This is a genomic window from Aminobacter sp. P4_D5, from assembly GCF_056401815.1.
On the sequence record NZ_JBFUIP010000072.1, the window covers coordinates 1 to 17,145 of the forward strand.

18 protein-coding genes are annotated in these 17,145 nt (G+C 60.1%); 3 read left to right on the forward strand and 15 right to left on the reverse strand.

Going from position 1 to position 17,145, the window contains the following annotated elements:
• Positions 1–232 precede the first annotated feature (232 nt).
• The 8 genes from AC1DWF_RS16775 to AC1DWF_RS16810 form a co-directional block, all read right to left on the reverse strand.
• Entirely contained in the window at positions 233–373 is a 141-nt protein-coding gene (locus tag AC1DWF_RS16775; RefSeq protein WP_476787223.1) for a hypothetical protein, read from the reverse strand.
• A 1,352-nt stretch (positions 374–1,725) separates the two neighbouring features.
• Positions 1,726–1,941: a hypothetical protein gene (locus tag AC1DWF_RS16780; RefSeq protein WP_476788570.1), complete on the reverse strand. Its 216-nt coding sequence runs from the start codon at positions 1,939–1,941 to the stop codon at positions 1,726–1,728.
• Between the two features lie 857 nt (positions 1,942–2,798).
• A complete protein-coding gene (locus AC1DWF_RS16785) occupies positions 2,799–3,416 on the reverse strand; it encodes a C39 family peptidase (RefSeq protein WP_476787155.1) in 618 nt (205 codons plus the stop codon).
• A 797-nt stretch (positions 3,417–4,213) separates the two neighbouring features.
• Entirely contained in the window at positions 4,214–5,092 is an 879-nt protein-coding gene (locus AC1DWF_RS16790; RefSeq protein WP_476788571.1) for an ATP-dependent DNA ligase, read from the reverse strand.
• Positions 5,089–5,283, reverse strand: a complete 195-nt coding sequence (locus tag AC1DWF_RS16795) for a hypothetical protein (protein WP_476785376.1) — start codon at positions 5,281–5,283, stop codon at positions 5,089–5,091. Before AC1DWF_RS16795 ends, AC1DWF_RS16790 begins: the two co-directional genes overlap by 4 nt.
• Before the next feature lie 520 nt (positions 5,284–5,803).
• Complete coding sequence (locus AC1DWF_RS16800) at positions 5,804–6,175, reverse strand: hypothetical protein (RefSeq protein WP_476841852.1); 372 nt, start codon at positions 6,173–6,175, stop codon at positions 5,804–5,806.
• Positions 6,176–6,284: 109 nt separating this feature from the next.
• Positions 6,285–6,656, reverse strand: a complete 372-nt coding sequence (locus tag AC1DWF_RS16805) for a hypothetical protein (RefSeq protein WP_476785374.1) — start codon at positions 6,654–6,656, stop codon at positions 6,285–6,287.
• Between the two features lie 535 nt (positions 6,657–7,191).
• Positions 7,192–7,422: a hypothetical protein gene (locus AC1DWF_RS16810; protein WP_476785373.1), complete on the reverse strand. Its 231-nt coding sequence runs from the start codon at positions 7,420–7,422 to the stop codon at positions 7,192–7,194.
• Between the two features lie 524 nt (positions 7,423–7,946).
• Here AC1DWF_RS16810 and AC1DWF_RS16815 point away from each other — a divergent pair.
• A complete protein-coding gene (locus AC1DWF_RS16815) occupies positions 7,947–8,198 on the forward strand; it encodes a DUF1344 domain-containing protein (protein ID WP_476785372.1) in 252 nt (83 codons plus the stop codon).
• A 244-nt stretch (positions 8,199–8,442) separates the two neighbouring features.
• Here the strand turns inward: AC1DWF_RS16815 and AC1DWF_RS16820 are convergent, their stop codons facing one another.
• The gene (locus tag AC1DWF_RS16820; protein WP_476804440.1) at positions 8,443–10,725 is read right to left on the reverse strand and encodes an autotransporter family protein; all 2,283 of its coding nucleotides are present in this window, start codon (positions 10,723–10,725) and stop codon (positions 8,443–8,445) included.
• The gene (locus AC1DWF_RS16825; protein ID WP_476841853.1) at positions 10,686–11,222 is read right to left on the reverse strand and encodes a hypothetical protein; all 537 of its coding nucleotides are present in this window, start codon (positions 11,220–11,222) and stop codon (positions 10,686–10,688) included. Before AC1DWF_RS16825 ends, AC1DWF_RS16820 begins: the two co-directional genes overlap by 40 nt.
• Before the next feature lie 30 nt (positions 11,223–11,252).
• Between AC1DWF_RS16825 and AC1DWF_RS16830 the strand changes: the two genes are divergently transcribed.
• Positions 11,253–11,765 (forward strand): hypothetical protein, encoded by a 513-nt coding sequence (locus AC1DWF_RS16830; RefSeq protein ID WP_476841854.1) that lies wholly within the window; start codon positions 11,253–11,255, stop codon positions 11,763–11,765.
• A gap of 621 nt (positions 11,766–12,386) precedes the next feature.
• Here AC1DWF_RS16830 and AC1DWF_RS16835 read toward each other — a convergent pair.
• The gene (locus AC1DWF_RS16835) at positions 12,387–12,638 is read right to left on the reverse strand and encodes a hypothetical protein (RefSeq protein WP_476788574.1); all 252 of its coding nucleotides are present in this window, start codon (positions 12,636–12,638) and stop codon (positions 12,387–12,389) included.
• Between the two features lie 543 nt (positions 12,639–13,181).
• Between AC1DWF_RS16835 and AC1DWF_RS16840 the strand changes: the two genes are divergently transcribed.
• Entirely contained in the window at positions 13,182–13,385 is a 204-nt protein-coding gene (locus tag AC1DWF_RS16840; RefSeq protein ID WP_476783077.1) for a hypothetical protein, read from the forward strand.
• Here the strand turns inward: AC1DWF_RS16840 and AC1DWF_RS16845 are convergent.
• From AC1DWF_RS16845 to AC1DWF_RS16860, 4 genes are read right to left on the reverse strand one after another with little or no spacing between them, the layout of a single operon-like run.
• Complete coding sequence (locus AC1DWF_RS16845) at positions 13,382–14,206, reverse strand: ATP-binding cassette domain-containing protein (protein WP_476783076.1); 825 nt, start codon at positions 14,204–14,206, stop codon at positions 13,382–13,384. The two genes, AC1DWF_RS16840 and AC1DWF_RS16845, sit on opposite strands and share 4 nt — an antisense overlap.
• The gene (locus tag AC1DWF_RS16850) at positions 14,199–15,236 is read right to left on the reverse strand and encodes an ABC transporter ATP-binding protein (RefSeq protein WP_476783075.1); all 1,038 of its coding nucleotides are present in this window, start codon (positions 15,234–15,236) and stop codon (positions 14,199–14,201) included. Before AC1DWF_RS16850 ends, AC1DWF_RS16845 begins: the two co-directional genes overlap by 8 nt.
• A gap of 1 nt (position 15,237) precedes the next feature.
• Positions 15,238–16,134 carry an ABC transporter permease gene (locus AC1DWF_RS16855; protein WP_476783074.1) on the reverse strand — a complete coding sequence of 299 codons (897 nt, stop codon included), beginning with the start codon at positions 16,132–16,134 and terminating at the stop codon, positions 15,238–15,240.
• Positions 16,131–17,138 (reverse strand): ABC transporter permease, encoded by a 1,008-nt coding sequence (locus tag AC1DWF_RS16860; RefSeq protein WP_476841855.1) that lies wholly within the window; start codon positions 17,136–17,138, stop codon positions 16,131–16,133. Before AC1DWF_RS16860 ends, AC1DWF_RS16855 begins: the two co-directional genes overlap by 4 nt.
• Positions 17,139–17,145 lie beyond the last annotated feature (7 nt).

Below are 17,145 nucleotides of genomic sequence, written 5' to 3' on the forward strand. Positions count from 1 at the left end.
GCCCCCACCCTGAGGCCTGCTGGCCAGCCCCTCGACCGGCAGGCCTGTCTGTTGTAGCTGATAGGCCGAATGGAAGGCACGACCTCAACACAATGATCAGGCGTACGTTGACCGCCTGAAAGGTTCGATTGATGGCTTCGGTCGCGTCAGTCACCAAATTGGCCACCCGCCGCGCGGATCGACAATCATACTAGCGGCGGCGTGATGACCAGAGTTGGGCTCCTAAGCCTTCTCAACTTCCTTCAGTGTCATTCATCTTAACGCAAGATTGATGACCGTTTACCTCATGGCATTCTCTTCCTGCAATGCCGCCAGCATAAACCAATGTTACGGTTGTGAGGGCTGCTATCCATGCAAGAATAATCCTGGTCATGTAAGCCTCCTTTGTTGCTTCGCAGGCGGAGAGTAGGTTTGCAACCTGGCGCCTCTAAACCGCCGGCGAACGATAGATTGCCATGCAGGCGTGATGCAGGCGTGATGCAGACGTTTGACGCGTGTGAAAAAGGCCGATGCTCGGTCTTCAAGTGCTACGGGCGTTAGCAAACCAGATGTACCCCCCGGTGATGTCGTGATGTTCAAGTAAGAGCCTAGACGTGAAGAATGCGATCGCTTTCCGGAGCGGCCGTCTTCTACCCAATGCGGACGCAATACGAATTGCCGCGTGCCGAAAGGTGGCGGGGCTTTTTCTGCGGTTGCGGAAACGACAAATATTGCTTGGCGGAAATCAGGTTCGGTATCACAATGAACTTGCCCTCGCCCGGGGCATGGGTGCGGCAGCCGTGCCTACGCTGCTGGGCAGGCCAAAAGCCGCTGTCACGCTCCAATGTGACCACCCACGTACGGCGCATCAATCGATCGATCTAATTGATTCCCAGGTGCCGTTGGATGACATTGAGGCGGGGTATGGCGGGGCAGAGCACCGGCGCAGATCCTTAAATCGTTTAACCGAGCATTGCGTCGGTGTCCCCAGCCCCCAAGCACGCACCTTACGCGATGTCATTGGCCTGTTTGGAAGAACCATTCCGAGCAGGCCTTTCTCGTCGACGCGCCCGGCCTTTCCGGTTTCGGCAAGCAGGGATGCCACCGACCTTTGAGCCGAGCGCGCGATCCGGGCCGTGGGCTGTGGGGCGGTGACCCGGACGGCATCAGCATGTGCTCGTTGCGTTAATGAGCCATGGAAACGCAAAGCCAATTATTACCTTCTTCTTATTTTTGTTTTGGTGGCGGCAACCATCGCATCGCCGCGCTACCTGCCGAAAGGTGGCGGGCTTTTTCCTGTATTGTGGGAACCTGATTTGAACGACCGACGTTTTGATGAGCGGAGCAGAATGGGCGTGGTCTTAACCTTTCAGCTGCGCCCGTCTGGGCAAGACCTMGTGCCGTAATGCGGGTCTTTGCTGTCCGTGAGGTGTGCTCCCCTCCGACACGCCTATCGGCCTGCCGGTGACCTCCCGGCAGGCCTTTTATGCGAGTAGTAGTGGCTTGGCCTGGTAGGCGGGAACTGAGACTGCATGTGGGTTATGGGGATGCCCGTTCGGTGTAACTTCCAACCACGTCGAAACGAAGCCGTCCACAGTTAGGCTCCGTCGATACTTGTCGATGAACTCGCCGATGCCGAAATGCTCCGCCGGGAGCTTCGAGCCCTGCGGCGCAGCATAGCGCACATGACCAATAGACGACTGTTTGATGAGGTTGATACACTACTGTCAGTTGCGGAGCAGCAAATCACTCGGTTGCGTTAGACACGTCCCTAGAGGTAAGCGCCGCGCTCACCAGCACAACGATCATTTCATCCGAATAGACCTCGCCCGGGCAGTAGTCTTCCGCGATGGTCCGAGCGAATTGGCGCAGATCGTCCGGGTCCGTGGTGCCGGTGGAAGCGAATTTCTCCATCACGGTACGGATCACGTCAAAGTCGAACGCAGAAATGGGAGCTACCATCGCTTCCTCCTCCACAACAGGGCGGAAGCATTGGCGCTTTCAGTCGACGATGCCCGCGAAAGTTACCGTCGATGGCGAATTGTACTCCTCGCAACCGCGGACATACAAATGAATATCGCGCGGACGTTGAGGAACCAATCTGGGCACTACGTGGTTTGTGATGTCTGGAGTGTGCACCCGAACCCCACATGCATGCTCCAGGCAAGGCCTGCCGTGACCCCTCCCGGCTGGCCTTTTGATTCCTTGGCAACCGTGGCAACCTGGTGGTGCGCAGTGATGCTGATGCAACCAGATCTGTGCTGGAAGCGGCCTGTCGAACCTTTGCTAGGCAGGCCGTTTCTGCGATCAGGTCCGTCAACGTGGACCGGTTTCGTGTGGCATTAAACCGAATGTTGCCTCCTGAAGGTTACTCCATATTTTCCCGCGCCAAGTAGCCTTTGTCCCGGAGCCATTCGGCCAGAATTAGTTCTGCCATGGCCGAAGTGGATCGGTGATCATCCCTGGCTGCTTTTTCGAGTGCTTTCTTCAAAGACGGGCGCACTCTAAATCCAAGTGGGGTATTTTTGGTCTCGTGTGCTTCTGACAACATCGGGCTCTCTCGAATGCGCAGCTAGTGCGGCCTGTCGAATCTGTGGCACGTTACCTTAACGGCACCAAAATTTCCGTCACGGCCGCATGTCGCAACTTGTCCTCGCCTCGCAGGTGCTTGGCCATGACGCGCAAGACCGGCTGAACCGGCACCGCTCCTTTGTTGCCGACCCCGATTGAGGCGACCCATTTCCCTGTGTGCAGATATTCCAGCGCCTGCCAGAGTTCGTCCCGTTGCTTCCCGCCGATTGAGTGCTTTGAAGGTGGTGTTACAAACTCACGGCGATCCCGCGACCGGCGAAGAACCGATCGAAGACATCGAGCGGCAGAACGGCGTCTGCCTGGCTAGCTCGATCATGGCCGGATGGATTATGAAAACGGACAGCTTGCGGAGAGGCTGATGACGTTATTAGCACCAGATGGCCGCCCTTTGAGGGAGGGCTCTGATCGGGCCAGCGGATGGAATGGTGCACCGAGGCCATGAAAAACTGCCATCGTGAAAGAAGCTCCGGAATGGCGGTCGCCTCGACACCGGTCATGATTTCGGCTTTCAGCCCGAAACGGCTGGACACCATTTCGACAAACGGTGCGTAGATTAGCCCTTTGATGGAAGCCCCGTCTTCACTGACGACATAACCGCCGCGCTGGGTGCAGGCGCGGGCAAGCTCAAGCGTGGGGTAATTCTCGCCCCGCGTTGCGAGGATCATCTTCAGGCACGCCATGCCGCAGAGGTTTACCGCCCAATGCGCGTATTCCTCAACCGTCTGCGCTCCGGATTGACGCCAAAGCGGATCATCCAGCAAGGCAACCGCTCCCTTTGCGACAACAGGCAATGTCATTTCGGGCGTTTCCCATTGACTGAAATACGGCACGTTCTTCGTTGGCATTCTAGATCCTTGACTTCCGTTGGCTCACTTTGGTTGGAAAAGTGAAAMAGTACACACAGGCTCAGTTTAAAGGGCCACTGTAAAGGAGGGCGTCGCGTTGGTTTCCCGCTGAACAACGGTTGGCGTGAACAGGGGCAGAACACTTAGGCCGCCCGCGCTCCATCCGAAAGGACCAGAGTTTTCCGCGATCTGCTTTGTGCGGCCTGCTGCCAGAGGAAATCACCCGCTTATGAAACCGACGTGAGCATCGAGCGGAAATTGCGCCTCTGCTTACCGGCGCTCGACTGGTCCGTGAAAAATCAGGCGTGAATGCACCTGCGCAACGGTGACTGCGGTTGACCCGCCCCACAAACGCAGAATATTTTTCATTACCCTGTTCCCCCGTAATTTAGCCGGAGTTAATAAGCAGAATAGGCTTGTAATACTAGCCATTACAACTGGAGGGTAATTTCGGTCGATTTTAGTGTACCCTAATAGCAAACTGACCCGTTCGGGTGAGTGCAAGTTAAAGGGTCTGCCACATCTGCCAGGCTGTTGGCTGATTTCGTGACTGATATTTCGGTCGTCTGTGCACCGCTGCCGAAAGGTGCGGGATTTTTCTGCGTTGGTGGGAACATTTGGACGACCGACGTTTCCGCGCGTGCGGAGCAGATTGGGCGTGGTCTTAAACCTTTCAGCTGCGCCCGTCTGGACAAGACCCATGCCGCAATGTGGTTTTTGCTGTCCGCGAGGCGTGCTCCCCTCCGACACGCCTCAGCATGGGCCTGCCGGTGACCTCCCGGCAGGCCTTCTATTTTTCAAGGCACCAGGACTTCCGTGACGGTCGCATGCCGCAGCTTGTCCTCGCCTCGCGGGTGCTTGGCCATGACGCGCAACACTGGCTGCACTGGGACGGCGCGCTTGTTGCCGGTGCCGATCGAGGCCGCGAACTTGGCCTCGCCCAGATAATCCAATGACTCCCAAGGCTCGCTTCGTTGCTTGCCGCCTATTGCTGGAATGGCTCGGCCCACATAGCGAAGGTAGCCCTCTGTCATGTCCGCCAGCAGCAGGGAAGGCGCGCCGCCGCGCTTGTGCTCGTAGCCGATGACGACGTATTCGCGGGTGATGTAGGCCTTGGTTTTCAGCCAGTCCTTGCTGTAGCCGCCGCGGTAGATGCTGGCCTTGCGTTTCGAAACGATGCCCTCGAGGTCCATCGCTTCGGCGGTTGCGAAGAACTCGGCCCCGGAACCTTCGAACGCCTGGCTGAACTGGATGGCCGAGTCGGGGCGGGGATCGCCGACGAGCTCGTGCAGCTGGGCACGCCTGTCGTCGCAGCGCTGCTTTCGGAAGTCGTTGCCGTCGAGGCCAACCAGGTCGAAGGCATAGAACACCAGGCTGGCGCTTTCCCGCGTGATCGCGCTAGAAAGCCTGGCGAAGTCGGTTCGCCCAGTCTCGTCCTGCACGACCATCTCGCCGTCGGTGATCGCGTCGCGTTTGATCAAGGAGCGCACGGAGGCCAGCACCGCCGCATATTTCATCGACCAGTCGTGGCCGTTGTGGGTGAAGGCGACAGCATGGCCCTTAGCTAGGTGGATCTGGGTCCGGTAGCCGTCGTATTTGATCTCATGCGACCAGGCATCGCCTTCGGGTGGTTTGTCGACCAGCGTCGGGATACACGGCGGGATGAAGGGGGTCATTTGGCCTTAATTTGCTTCATCTCCATGATCGCATCCAACCTCAGACGAGATGATCCATGGATTGTGATGAGCGTACGAGCTTGCCCGCGTGACAAGCCGTATTTTTCGGCCAACTCGGATGCCTCGTATTTCTCGGGGTCATGCGGCGGATCGACTCTCACGAACTGCCGCGTGTCGGGATGCCCTTCCATGATCGTTCCTCCCAATTTACGACGTGCAAAAAACGCACCAGCGTTCCCAAGGGTTCCATTGTAGCGCGGCGCTGAACCTCGTTGAATATCGTCTATCGCGGTAGCTTCCCGGCGGAGATATAGATGCTGTTGAGTTCGCGGTTGCTATAGCGCTTGCTGACGGTGAAGCGGGTCGCAAAGCGCAAGAACCGCTACTCCCACGCGACGACCGCACCGGTACAGTCAAATCCGCAGCTCTCTGTCCACGCGATTGCGATGACGGTGACAAGGCACGCAATAAAGATAAGTCCCGCAATCCCAGATTTAACGCCGTCATATATTGCGCCACGACGCAAAGAGCACCAAGTCTGCCCGACGAGCGCAAAGATCAGATAAAGGCTCGCAGTGGCGGCCAAGGCCATGATTGTTAACATTGCCGGCCTCTTTTCAACCAGCAGGATAGCTGAAACGCGCGGCGGCCGATCGTTCCGTTTCGTGCGGACGCGGCGATTGCCTGCGGGCGACCCGCCCCTAGACCCAGCTAGGCGGTTTGTTGGACGACCAACGTCAAGACACCATCAGACGTAACCCCAGCCGCCAAGACATGCGTGGGATTCAGCCCAGCCGCCGCAAGCGTCAACAATGCCTGGCGTGAGTCGCCGATGAGAGCTTGCAACTCTTGTAACTCATCAGCGTTCGTATCCGMGATAACGGCTTCCACTTCCCTTTTCGTCGGCCCCAACAAGCTCTCGAACTCAACGACGACTACATCTGTATAAGTCTGGTCCGGTCCCAATGCGGGATCCATTGACTGCCACGTCTGTTGCTGAGTGGGCGGCTCGTTGGAGGCGACGGGGAAGGCGGCAATCGCGGCCACGAAGGCAATAATAATAATAATGTTCAGGCTTGGCATGGGGGTGCGCTCCTTGGTGGTGGCCTGCGCTGGCCTAAGCCCTGCCGAAGGGGAACGCGGCTGAGTCAAGCGCGGCCTGGTGCGTCATGCTCCCGCTGCAAGAGTTCGACTAGCTCAGCACCGGGCAGCTCGGCGAGCGACCGAAGGTGACATAGATGCGATCGCCGTCGCGGTCGCGGCCTAAGACCTCGATCGTCCGTCTGCCGACATCCGCGATGCGGGCACGGCGTATGCCCATGCGTTCGGCCTTGTCGAGCGCGCGGCCCTCGGTGCAAATCCGCTGCATACTGCGTCGATTGTCGGGGTAGTAGCCATCGCGGTAACCGTCCTGGCGGCAATCCCCGTAGCGCGGGTTGCAGCCCTGATTCAGGCGCAGTCCATCGCGACCAAATTCAAGTTGGATGTCCTGCGCAGAAGCAGGCAGAGGCAACCCAACGCCCATGCCGGCAACGAGCGCACAACCGATCAGGATCTTACGCATCTTATCCACTCCTGTTGTTTAGCTCATGGGTCTAAATGCGACGGGGACCCTCCCGGTTCCCTCTGGAGCAGTTCACAGGAATTTGGCTGTGCTGGCCTCGGTCTGCTCGGCTGTGCGCTACCGCCTCATGACGTCGGACAAACCGTTAAGGGGGAAAAATGGCGCGCCCGCTTCTGAGGGGATGAGGGGATCGAATCGAGGCGAGCGCGCCGCTCGGATCTGAGGTCAGAGCAGAACTCACCTTAGGGGCGACTATCCCAGCGTCAACCAGTCGTTTTTTCTTCGAAATCAAAAATAAACGCGCGTGTCAGGCCAAGGCGGATGCCCGTCCCTCCGGCGCACCCGCCCGTGAGATGCAGCCTGAAGGCTCCGTTCGCAGAACGGACGAGAGCGGTACCGCGAGCCCCCGCCGCAGCGCTTGCAGGCAGTGACGCGGGTGGCAAAGAGAACACTTGCTGCCATAACGTTAGCGTGATGTGAATTGACCATGAAAGGAGTTTATTCCTATTTCATTCTCATGCCTGCGCCGAACAAATCAAAGCCTTTTCAGCTGTCCAACCTGAACGATGGCCGGCAACTCGTGCGCGTCCGCTGCGCCTACTGCAATCGCGCTCATCACTATTTCCCGTCCGATCTCATCGAGATATTCGGCGAAGTTGATGTCGACTCGCTCATCGGCCGGATGAAGTGTGAGGCGGGGGACCACGGCTTCACGAATGTCGAGGCCGTCTAATCGAGCGGCAAGGAAGCGGTGGGGCTGCGGCATGAGGAATGCCGGCTTTGCCCCTCCGGCAGACCATTTCTTGTCAGAACTTGATGGTCAAATCTCAGGGATATTACCGCTCTGGGAGGTGCAATCATGGACCATGGAAACCGTGTACGGCACACAGTTGAGGGGCTCGCAGTCATGTATTCAGCATCTAGCAAGAGCTGCTATCGACCGGTTTCGACTAAACAGGTGTCAGAGCGCTACGCACGGAACTTCCCGAATGCAACATGTCTGACAGAGAGCTCGCCAATCTCATCGCCGCGGCGGCAGTGGATGCCGGCCTCGCAGTTGAGTTCGATTTGGGCATCACGCGGGAACGTAAAATACTCTGACATTGAACCACCCAAATGCCCAGTCACCCTAAAAGTGGCGGGGGTTTTTCCGTTGATGGGAACCGGACTAGTGGGTTCCGATCGTGCCAAGTGCCGCGCGCTGGCGCAATGGCTGGGGCCCTTTTCTGCGCAACCATTTACCCCGTTGCCCGTTTGCTAGGCGAAGGGACTGATCCTGGGAGAAAGACAATGAGGAAACTCATTATCGCCCTCGGCACCGTTGCACTCATGAGTGGCGCGGTATGGGCAGCTTCGGCTGACGGCGTTGTCAAGGAATTCAACAAGGAAACGAAGGTTATTACTCTAGAAGACGGCAAGAGCTACACCGTGCCGACTGACGTTGCGATACCTGCTGAGATCGTAGCTGGCGCTAAGGTGTCAATTACGCTCGATCAAGATGACGCGACTAAAGTCACCGCGGTAACGCTATCTCCTATGTGACGTTTTTCTGTCGCCCCGCTGCCGAAAGGTGGCGGGGCTACATTTGTTTTGGTGGGAACCTGATTTTACGTTTGTTGAGCGGAGCAAAATGGGCGTGGTCTTACCTTTCAGCTACGCCCGTTTGGGCAAGACCATCATGCCGCATGCGGGTCCGTCCTTGCCGTCCGTGGGGCGTGCTCACACCTCCGACACGGTTCAGCTTGGGCCTGCCGGTTGACCTCCCGGCAGGCCTTTTCGTTGTTTCCTACCACTTCACCCTGAAGCCGGCGGTGCCGGCAAGGGCGTAGCTGTCGCCGAAGTTTTCGAGCGAACTGTTGACCGAAACCTCGCCATAGACCGAATATTTGTCGTCGTTCCAGTTGTAGCTACCGCCGAGGCCAAGCCCGCCCCACAGCCTGTCCGGCCGGCTCTCGAAGCTTACGCCTGAAACGTCGACCTGGGTGGCGTCGAGGAACTGGTAATAGAGATTGGCGATGCCGTAGAGATGGCGGCGCCGGGTCTTGCCTTCGTCGTCCTTCCAGTTCTGGTCGTGGTCGGCGGAGATGCCGAGCCGGCCAAGAAGCGAGTCGCCGCTGCCGAGCGAGACATTGGCGCCGAAGACATCCCTGAAGCTGGAGAAATCGACATTGGCGTAGACGAGCTGGGCTTGCGGGGTCAGCGTCCAGGTCTCGTTGAGGTCGAACTTCTTGCCGGTTTCGACCGACAGCGCATAACCAAAACCGCCATTGCCATCGACAAGCGTCGGCGTCGCAAGCCCAAGCGCCTTTGAGGTCAGGTCGCTGTTGAACCAGGTCAGCTGGGCCTGGCCATCGACATAAAAGCCGTTCTGGTCATACCAGGTCAGCGTGCCGCCAAAGCCGCCACCTGTCGTGTCGATGTCACCATCGCCGAAGAACGAGGTGACGTCGCTTGAGGCATGGCCGAGATGCACCGTGATGCCGCCGATCAGCTTCGAGCCGTTCTCGGCCTCGTGCAGCAGCCCGTCGAGACCGGCCTGCAGCTTCCACACATTGGTGTCGTAGTTGGTACCCGAGGTGGTGAACGCCGGTTCGATGCTGGCGTGGCTGCCTTCGATGCGGCCCCAGATCGCTCGTTGGTCCTCGATCAGCGCCCGGTGGCCATCGGCGCCGGCATAATATTGCGCCTGCTCAGAAGAGACGGGGCATTGGAAATTCTTCGACGCGTCCTTGCAGAACACCGTCTCGGGTGCAGGCTCTTTCCAGTAGCGGTTGCCGACCCGCTGCTGCAGCGTGGGTACGGTGTTGAGCGCCAGCAGGTGCTGCGGATAGACCTCGTAGAGCGGCACGCCGGGCTGATAACGCGGCTCTGGCGGCTCAGGCGTGGGATCCGGAGGCGGGGTCAATTGCGAGCGCAGATACCAGTCGCTGTCGCTGGGATCGGTGACGCCATTGTGGAACAGCGTATAGGCGTAGGCGCCGCCGACCACTGCCTGCTGGCCGTCGGCGGTGACATAGGTGCCGCGCAGCACGAACGACCCGTTCGCAGTCGTCGCGCCATTGATGGCGTCGACCACCTTGATGCCGTCGGAAAGGGTCAAGGCGCCTGGACCAGTCGTGTTCCTGACGAGGAGTGTGGTGCTGCCCGTCGCCGTGCCGCCATTGATGACCAGCCGGTCGGAGGGAGCCCCATCGGCGCCAAGATAGGTGTTCAGCGCCAGCCTGCCGCCCTGGCCGACATAATTCTGCGTCGTCAGCGTCTTGTAGCTCGCAAGCAATGTCGGATCGCCGACCGGCGGGGTGACATCGATCAGACCGGCGTTCGTCGTCTGCTGCGAGACGGTCGAACTCGCCGTCATGGTCCAGATGCTGGTCGGGTCGACCGATACGTTGGTAACGTTGAAAGCCGCACCCGTCCAATGCGAACCGGTGGCGAGGCTGATGTTGGTTGTCGTTTGCGCGGCGATCAACGCATCACCGGTGAGCACGCTGCCATTCGAGGCGTCGAACTGAACGGCGGTCGGTTGTGCAGGGCCGAATGTGCTGGCGAAAGTTTCGATCAACAAGCCGCCGCCGCCCGTGATCACCGCGCCATTGGTTGCCGTAAAGTTCAGCGGGCCTTGCGCCTCAACTGCGGTCGAGGCGCTGCTGACAAGGCTTCCACCCGCCAAGCGGACACTATTGATCGTGGCCGAGGTCAGATTGAGCGATGACAGTCCAACCGTATTGGGTCCGTTCGCCTGCACCGCAGTGTTGGTGAGATCGATCGAACCTGGCCCGCCATTGATGAACAACGCGGCACCGCCGCCTGATGTCGTCACGCGGGAGTCGCGGCCGACGACCGTACCGTTGGAATCGACCCGTACGCCGAAGGAATTCGCGCCGGTGGTGGTGATGGTGTTGGCGGTCATGTCAACCGTGCCGCCGAGGCCCGCGTCGACGCCGGCGGCGAAGACGTTACTAGAGGTCACGTTGATGGTGGTGCCAATGCTCGTGATCAACGCGCCGGCGCCCTGCGCGAGCAGGCCACTCACCGGTATCGCACTGACCACGCTGAAGCTTGACGCCACGGGGCCGCCCGGCGTGACGAGGTTCGCCGTTTGGAGGATGTAGGCGGTCGGATTCTGGGCGGAATTGATGTTGATGACGCTTTGACCCGAGATCGTGATGCGGTCGCCCAGGCGCCGGCAGCGGCATTGGTGCCTGTGACGGTCACATTCGCGATGGCGAGCGAACCGCCATTGACGGCAAACAGGCCTGTGCCTCCCGCCTGTCCCGCCACCCCGACAGCGTTGAAGTTGATCGTCAGGCCGCTGCCGATCGTGCCGAGCGCAACGGTGGTGTTGTCCACGCCAATACCCACGCTGCTGGTTCCATTCATCTGCAGCGTCGACCCTGGCAACAGCGTCACCTGGCCACCGTCATGCACATAGATCCCCATCGCGCCCCGGCCGTTCATGGTCACCGGGATGAGCACGTCGGGGACGACGCGGCTGTTGGCGCCCGAAGCCCCGAGCCCGACGGAATTAAAGGCTGCCGTCGTGATGCTCGTGCCGGCATGCAGCAAGATCGTGCCGCCGCTCTCGGCGATGGCGCCGTGGCCGGCCGAAATGGTCGAGCCGGCGGTGGCCGTGTTGTTGACGACCGTGGTGCTGGCATTGATCGTGCCGCCGATCGCGGCAAGCGCCGCGCCGACGCCGGTCGTTGTAATAGACGTGCCATTAAGGGTAACGTGCTCGCAGCCCCGTTGGCAAGCACGGCGTGGCCGCCCACCGTCTGGATGCTCAGGCCGCCGTTCGGCACGCTGATCGTGCCGCCATTGGCCTGCAACGCATTGCCGTTGACGACCTGGAAAACAATCAAGCCGGGAGACGCTCCCGCCGAGCTGTCGATGACCAGCGTCCCGCCTGTGACGTTGCTCGCATTGGTGGCGCCGGCCGTCGAAACGGTGGTGTTGCCGACCACGGTGGTGGTCCCGGCAGGGACGTTCACGGTAGTGGTTACCGTGCCCGGTCCGACTGTCTGCGCATCTGCCGAACCAAGCGTCGAAAGCATAATGCCTAGCGCTGAAGTGATTGCGACCAGCGAAGAGGTCGCGAACAGACTTTGAACTATTGCGCTGGAAGGTTTTGCAGAGTGTTGCCGAGACCGAGGTCGGGGCAAAACCATAGGGCTCACGGAACACCTCCGTTAACGCCCCAACAGCCCACATCAGCGTGCGCGTATATTCGGCCTCACGCAAGTATTCGGGCGTGAGGGATTTCATATTCATGGACGGATGTTGCTTTTAGGCACTTGCTAACAAGTGCTAGCCAATCTCGTCGCGGCGGAAAGTCGGCGCAATTCTGATCTCCCTAGGGCGAACGTCGCTTCGGATCGGGTAGCCCGAGAGGCCTGGCCCGGCACGAGAGGCGGTAGAGTCCGCCCCTTCTCCAGATAACAATCCACGTCGGTCCAATGTCGAAAGCCCTCAGTGCACTGGCAGCCTGTTGCGAGCCGATCCGCATGCGGACACGCTATGCGCTGCCGAGGCGGCTATGCCACAGGGAGCCAATTCTAAATTTGATTTAAATAAATTGAGAATGTTAGAGAAAGCAATATATGGTGACATCGGCCGTGCCCGCCGGCGTTCCAGGCGAGGAACGCCAACAGGGCTGAGAACGATGCAATGCCCACCTATTCTGTGGGGCCGGAGCAGAACGGCGTCCTTTGTGCTGATGACAGGATCGCATCACTCCATGTCTGGCACTTCGCCGTGCTGGTATAGAATCTTCGGCTCGCCATATTCGCCAATGGCCGGATTTACCTCGCGAACCCAAGCGATAACTCCGATGTGATGGTCCTCGATCATCTTGGCGAACCGGACCGCTGCTTCGCCGCTTTGCATTTCCCGTGGCTCAAATGCCCAACAAAGCTCGCTGTCGTCGTCGCGGTCAAAGGCGGCGACCACAATCAGCTTGTCGGGTGGCGGGCGGTCCTGCATGCGGCGCTCCAACTTGGCCGGCGCCTCCCGGCTGAGTCTTCCAAAGTTGCGCCGGCCTGCGGACAGACTGCCGCCGCGTGGAAATATTATCAGTGTGCCGATGTTGGCTCAAGGATTGGCTTAGCTCTCTGCCGACTGCTTTTGACCGCAATTTCGGACCTTCGCGACGAAGATCGTCGATCTCAAGAGCAGACCGTACGCTCAGGTCGAGCCTGTTGGTCGAGCGACGATCTGTGCGGGATCCTACTGTTCTGGAAGGTAGAGGATGGACCACTTTGTGAATGCTGATGCTCATAGCGACGTACGGCCGTGTCGCTTACTCTCAGCAGCTCAAGTCAAAAAGGCCAGGTCGTGAGTTCAAATCGAGACGACTTCTCTGAGGCAACAAATGGGGCTCTCGCTGGCCGTGCAGGGCATCGATCTGCAAGACGCCGACGATTGGGCCAAGCGATGAGTCGCCTGTTGCGTTCATGAATGTCGGCATCGCGTCCCACATCGCTGCAGCAGCGCCGGGACAGAGCGCGAGACGATACGATCCTTCGCTTGGGAACGCGTGTCGAGACCGAGGTCGGGCTGATCGCCATCGGGCTCGTCCGCTGTTTCGACGCGCAGTCGCCGCTGTCCCGATACGCTCTACTGAGTGAAATCGGCCTCGCCCGACTCCTTGCAGAAGCGCCAGAAGTCGCGCCGGAAGGGGCAGCGTGGAGTAAGGGCAGCGTTCAGGATGGTGTTAACCTCGACATCTAGCCGTTGCGACCGCTATTTGCTGGAACCCTCACCTCTGGCATCGCACCGATCAGCATGCGGGCATATTCGCTTGTCGGGGAGTCGAAGATGTCGGCGCAATCGCCTTGTTCGACGATTTCACCGCGGTTGATCAGCGCCACGCGATCGCAGAGATAACGCACCACCGCCAGGTCGTGGCTGATGAAGAAATAGGTCAGGCCGAGGCGATCCTGTAACTCGCACAGGAGATTGAGAACCTGCGCCTGCACCGAGACATCGAGCGCAGAGGTCGGCTCGTCCAGAAGAAGCAGCTCCGGCCCGGAGGCCAGTGCACGCGCGATGCAGATGCGTTGGCGTTGGCCGCCGGAGAACTCGTGCGGATAGCGATGCAGGTGCTGCGAGCCCATGCCTACAAGCGAGAGCAGCTCGGCAGCCCGGTCGCTGCGTTGTCTGTTTGTCAGGCCCAAAGTTTCGTGGTGGATCACCAATGGCTCAATCACGATGTCGTATACCGACATGCGCGGATTGAGCGAGGCATAGGGATCCTGGAAGACGATCTGGACGCGCGCGCGCAACCGACGCAGCTCGGCATCTGACAATTTCCCGAGGTCCTGGCCTTGCACACGGATACTGCCCGAGGTGGGCGTCTCCAGATGCAGGATGGAGCGGGTGAGGGTCGTCTTGCCCGAACCACTTTCGCCCACAAGGCCAAAGCTCTCGCCCTTGCGTACGCTGAGCGATACGTTCTTCAGCGCCTGGACCTCTGGCGATGTGCCGAAGATGCCGCGACGCCCTGGGTAGATTTTCGAGACGTTGTCGATCTCAAGCATGATCTCAGTCATGGACGAGCGCCTCCATTTCATTCACGCGAATACAGGCGGCAGCATGGCTGTCGCCAACCGTCACTGGTGCCGGCGTGGCTGCGGTGCACGCGGGCAGGGCGAACTGGCAGCGCGGCGCAAAACGGCAGCCCGGCGGCGGCGTGAGCAGGTTCGGCACTGACCCCGCCAGCCCGCGAAGCTCACCGCGCTTGGTTTCCCGGGTCGGGATCGCTGACATCAGGGCGCGCGTGTAGGGATGGACCGGATTGCCGATCACTGCTGCTACCGGACCGCTTTCGACGATGTTTCCCGCATACATGACAGCAACATGGCTGCATGTTTGGGCGACGACGCCGAGATTATGGGTGATCAACACCACACCCATGTTGAAATCTTTGACGCTGTTTTTGATGAGCTCGAGGATCTGGGCCTGGACCGATACGTCGAGTGCCGTCGTCGGCTCGTCGGCGATGAGAAGATCCGGGCGTCCGATCAGCGCCATGGCAATCAGGACGCGCTGGCGCATGCCGCCGGAAAACTGATGCGGATAGCTGTCGAGCCGCGCCTGCGCATTGGGGATTCCGACGCGAGCCAGCATTTCCCCGGCCATCTTGCGTGCAGCGAGGCGGCGTGCGCGCCGCCCGGCATTGGGCGGGCAACCAATCACTTCAGGATCGCGCTCGGCTGCGGCGAGCGCCACGTCGACGAGCTGCTCGCCTATGCGGAAGGCCGGATTGAGGTTTGTCGTCGGGTCCTGGAAGATCATGCCGATACGCTTGCCTCGCAAGCGCTGCATCTGGGCCGGGCTGAGCTTGAGCAGGTCCTGGCCTTCCAGCAGGATCTCGCCCGCTGAATAGTGCGCAGGCGGCGTTGGCTGCAGGCGCGAGACCGACAGGCCAGTCAGCGACTTGCCGCAGCCGCTTTCTCCGACGAGCCCCCAGATCTCGCCCCGGTTCACGGTGAGATTGATCCCGTTCAGCACATGTGCCCGGCCATCGAAGCTGGACATCCTGAGGTGCAGGTCGCGGATCGCAAGGAGAGGTTGGGTCATCTCAGCGCCTCGCCTTCGGATCGAGGATGTCGCGCAGGCCGTCACCCAAAAGATTGAAGCCGAACACCGCCAAAAACATTGCCATGCCAGGCGCCATGGCCGTCCACCAGTAGTCGGGCATGTATGAGCGCGACACTGAAAGCAGGGTGCCCCATTCAGGTGTTGGCGGTCGAACGCCGATACCGATGAAGCCGAGGCCTGCCACGGTAAGGATGGCAAAGCCCATGTCGAGCGACATCTTGACGATGATTGGCGAGACGACGTTGGGCAAGATATGACGGAAGAGGATGCGTTTCGGTGTGGCACCGAGCGCGCGGGCTGCCGTCACATAGACTTCTTCGCGCGCTGCGAGCACCTCGCCGCGCACCAGTCGCGCATAGCCGGGCCACCATGACAGGGCGATGGCGATGACCATGTTGCCGAAGCCCGAGCCAAGGGCTGCGGCAATCGCCATGGCGAGGATCAGCCCGGGAATGGTCAAGGTGAGGTCGGTCAGCCGCATCAGCACTTCGTCGACCCAGCCGCGGGCGAAGCCAGCAACGGCGCCCACCAGCGTGCCGATTACCGAGCCGATGAGCACGACACCGAAGCCGGCGAGTACAGAAACGGTAGTGCCGGCCATGACGAGCGAAAGCACGTCCTGGCCAAGCTCGTTGGTGCCGAAGGGATGGGCCGCTGACGGTGCCAGGAACCGGGAAGCGGTGTCGACACTGCCCGTAACATGGTTGGGGTAGGGGGCGAGCGCCGTGCCAAAGACGGTGAAGAAGATCACCACCGCGACAATGACCGCACCAAGCATCGACAGCTTGCTCTGGGAAAAGCGGAACAGAGCGCGGCGCAGCCTGTCGCGGCGCGGCGTGGCGATGTCGTCCGCTGTGTTCAGCTCGGTCGTGGTCATGAATAGCGGACCTTGGGGTTGATGACGCCGTAGAGCAAGTCGATGACAAGGTTGGCGAAGACGAAGAGGAGGCCGATGACCAGTGCAACGCCGATGACCGGCATCATGTCCTGCGAAATGATGGCTTTGGTTGCGTAGAGGCCAAGACCCGGCCAGTCGAACACGGTTTCAACCAGTACGGTGCCGCCGAGCAGCCAGCCGAAATAGAGGCCGATCACCGTCAACGTGGCCGAGACAGCGTTTCGGGCGACGTATTTGGTGATGATCTTTGTAGATGGCAGACCGAGCGCACGCGCGGTCATCACATAGTCCTGCTGCATCACCTCGATCGTCGAGGCGCGCATCATGCGCATGATCGTGGCGAGCGGAGAAAGCGACATGGCTATGGCAGGCAACGCCAGATGGCGGAGCGACATGAAGAAGGTATTCCAGTTGCCTGCGATCAATGAATCGATGGTCAGGAAGCCGGTGACGAAGCGCGGCGGGATGACGACGATCGGCAGGCGGCCACCGAGCGGCAGCCACATCAACCACATGGCAAAGCAGAGCTGCAGAAGCAGGCCGAGGAAGAAGCGCGGCATCGAAATCGCGCCGATGGCGCCTACCTGGGCGAGATAATCCGGCCAGCGGTTGCGCCAAACGGCAGTCACGAGGCCGAGCGGGATGCCGACCGCGACCGCGATGAAMATCGCCGCGAACACCAGTTCGAGGGTGGCGGGAAGGTAGGCCTTAATATCGGCAGCGACGGGACGGCGCGTGAGGAGCGACGTCCCGAGGTCGCCATGAACCAGCCCGGAGACATAGGTGCCGTACTGCACCCAGATCGGCTTATCCAGGCCGTACTCCACGGCAAGTGCTGCGATTTCGGCCTGCGTTGCGTTCGGACCTGCGGCGAGCGCCACCGGATCGCCCGGCAGAAGGCGTGCGATGGCGAACATGATGATCGTCAGTCCGACGATGACCGGTATGAGCAGCAGAAGCCGCCGCAGGATGAAATGCAGCATTGCCGAT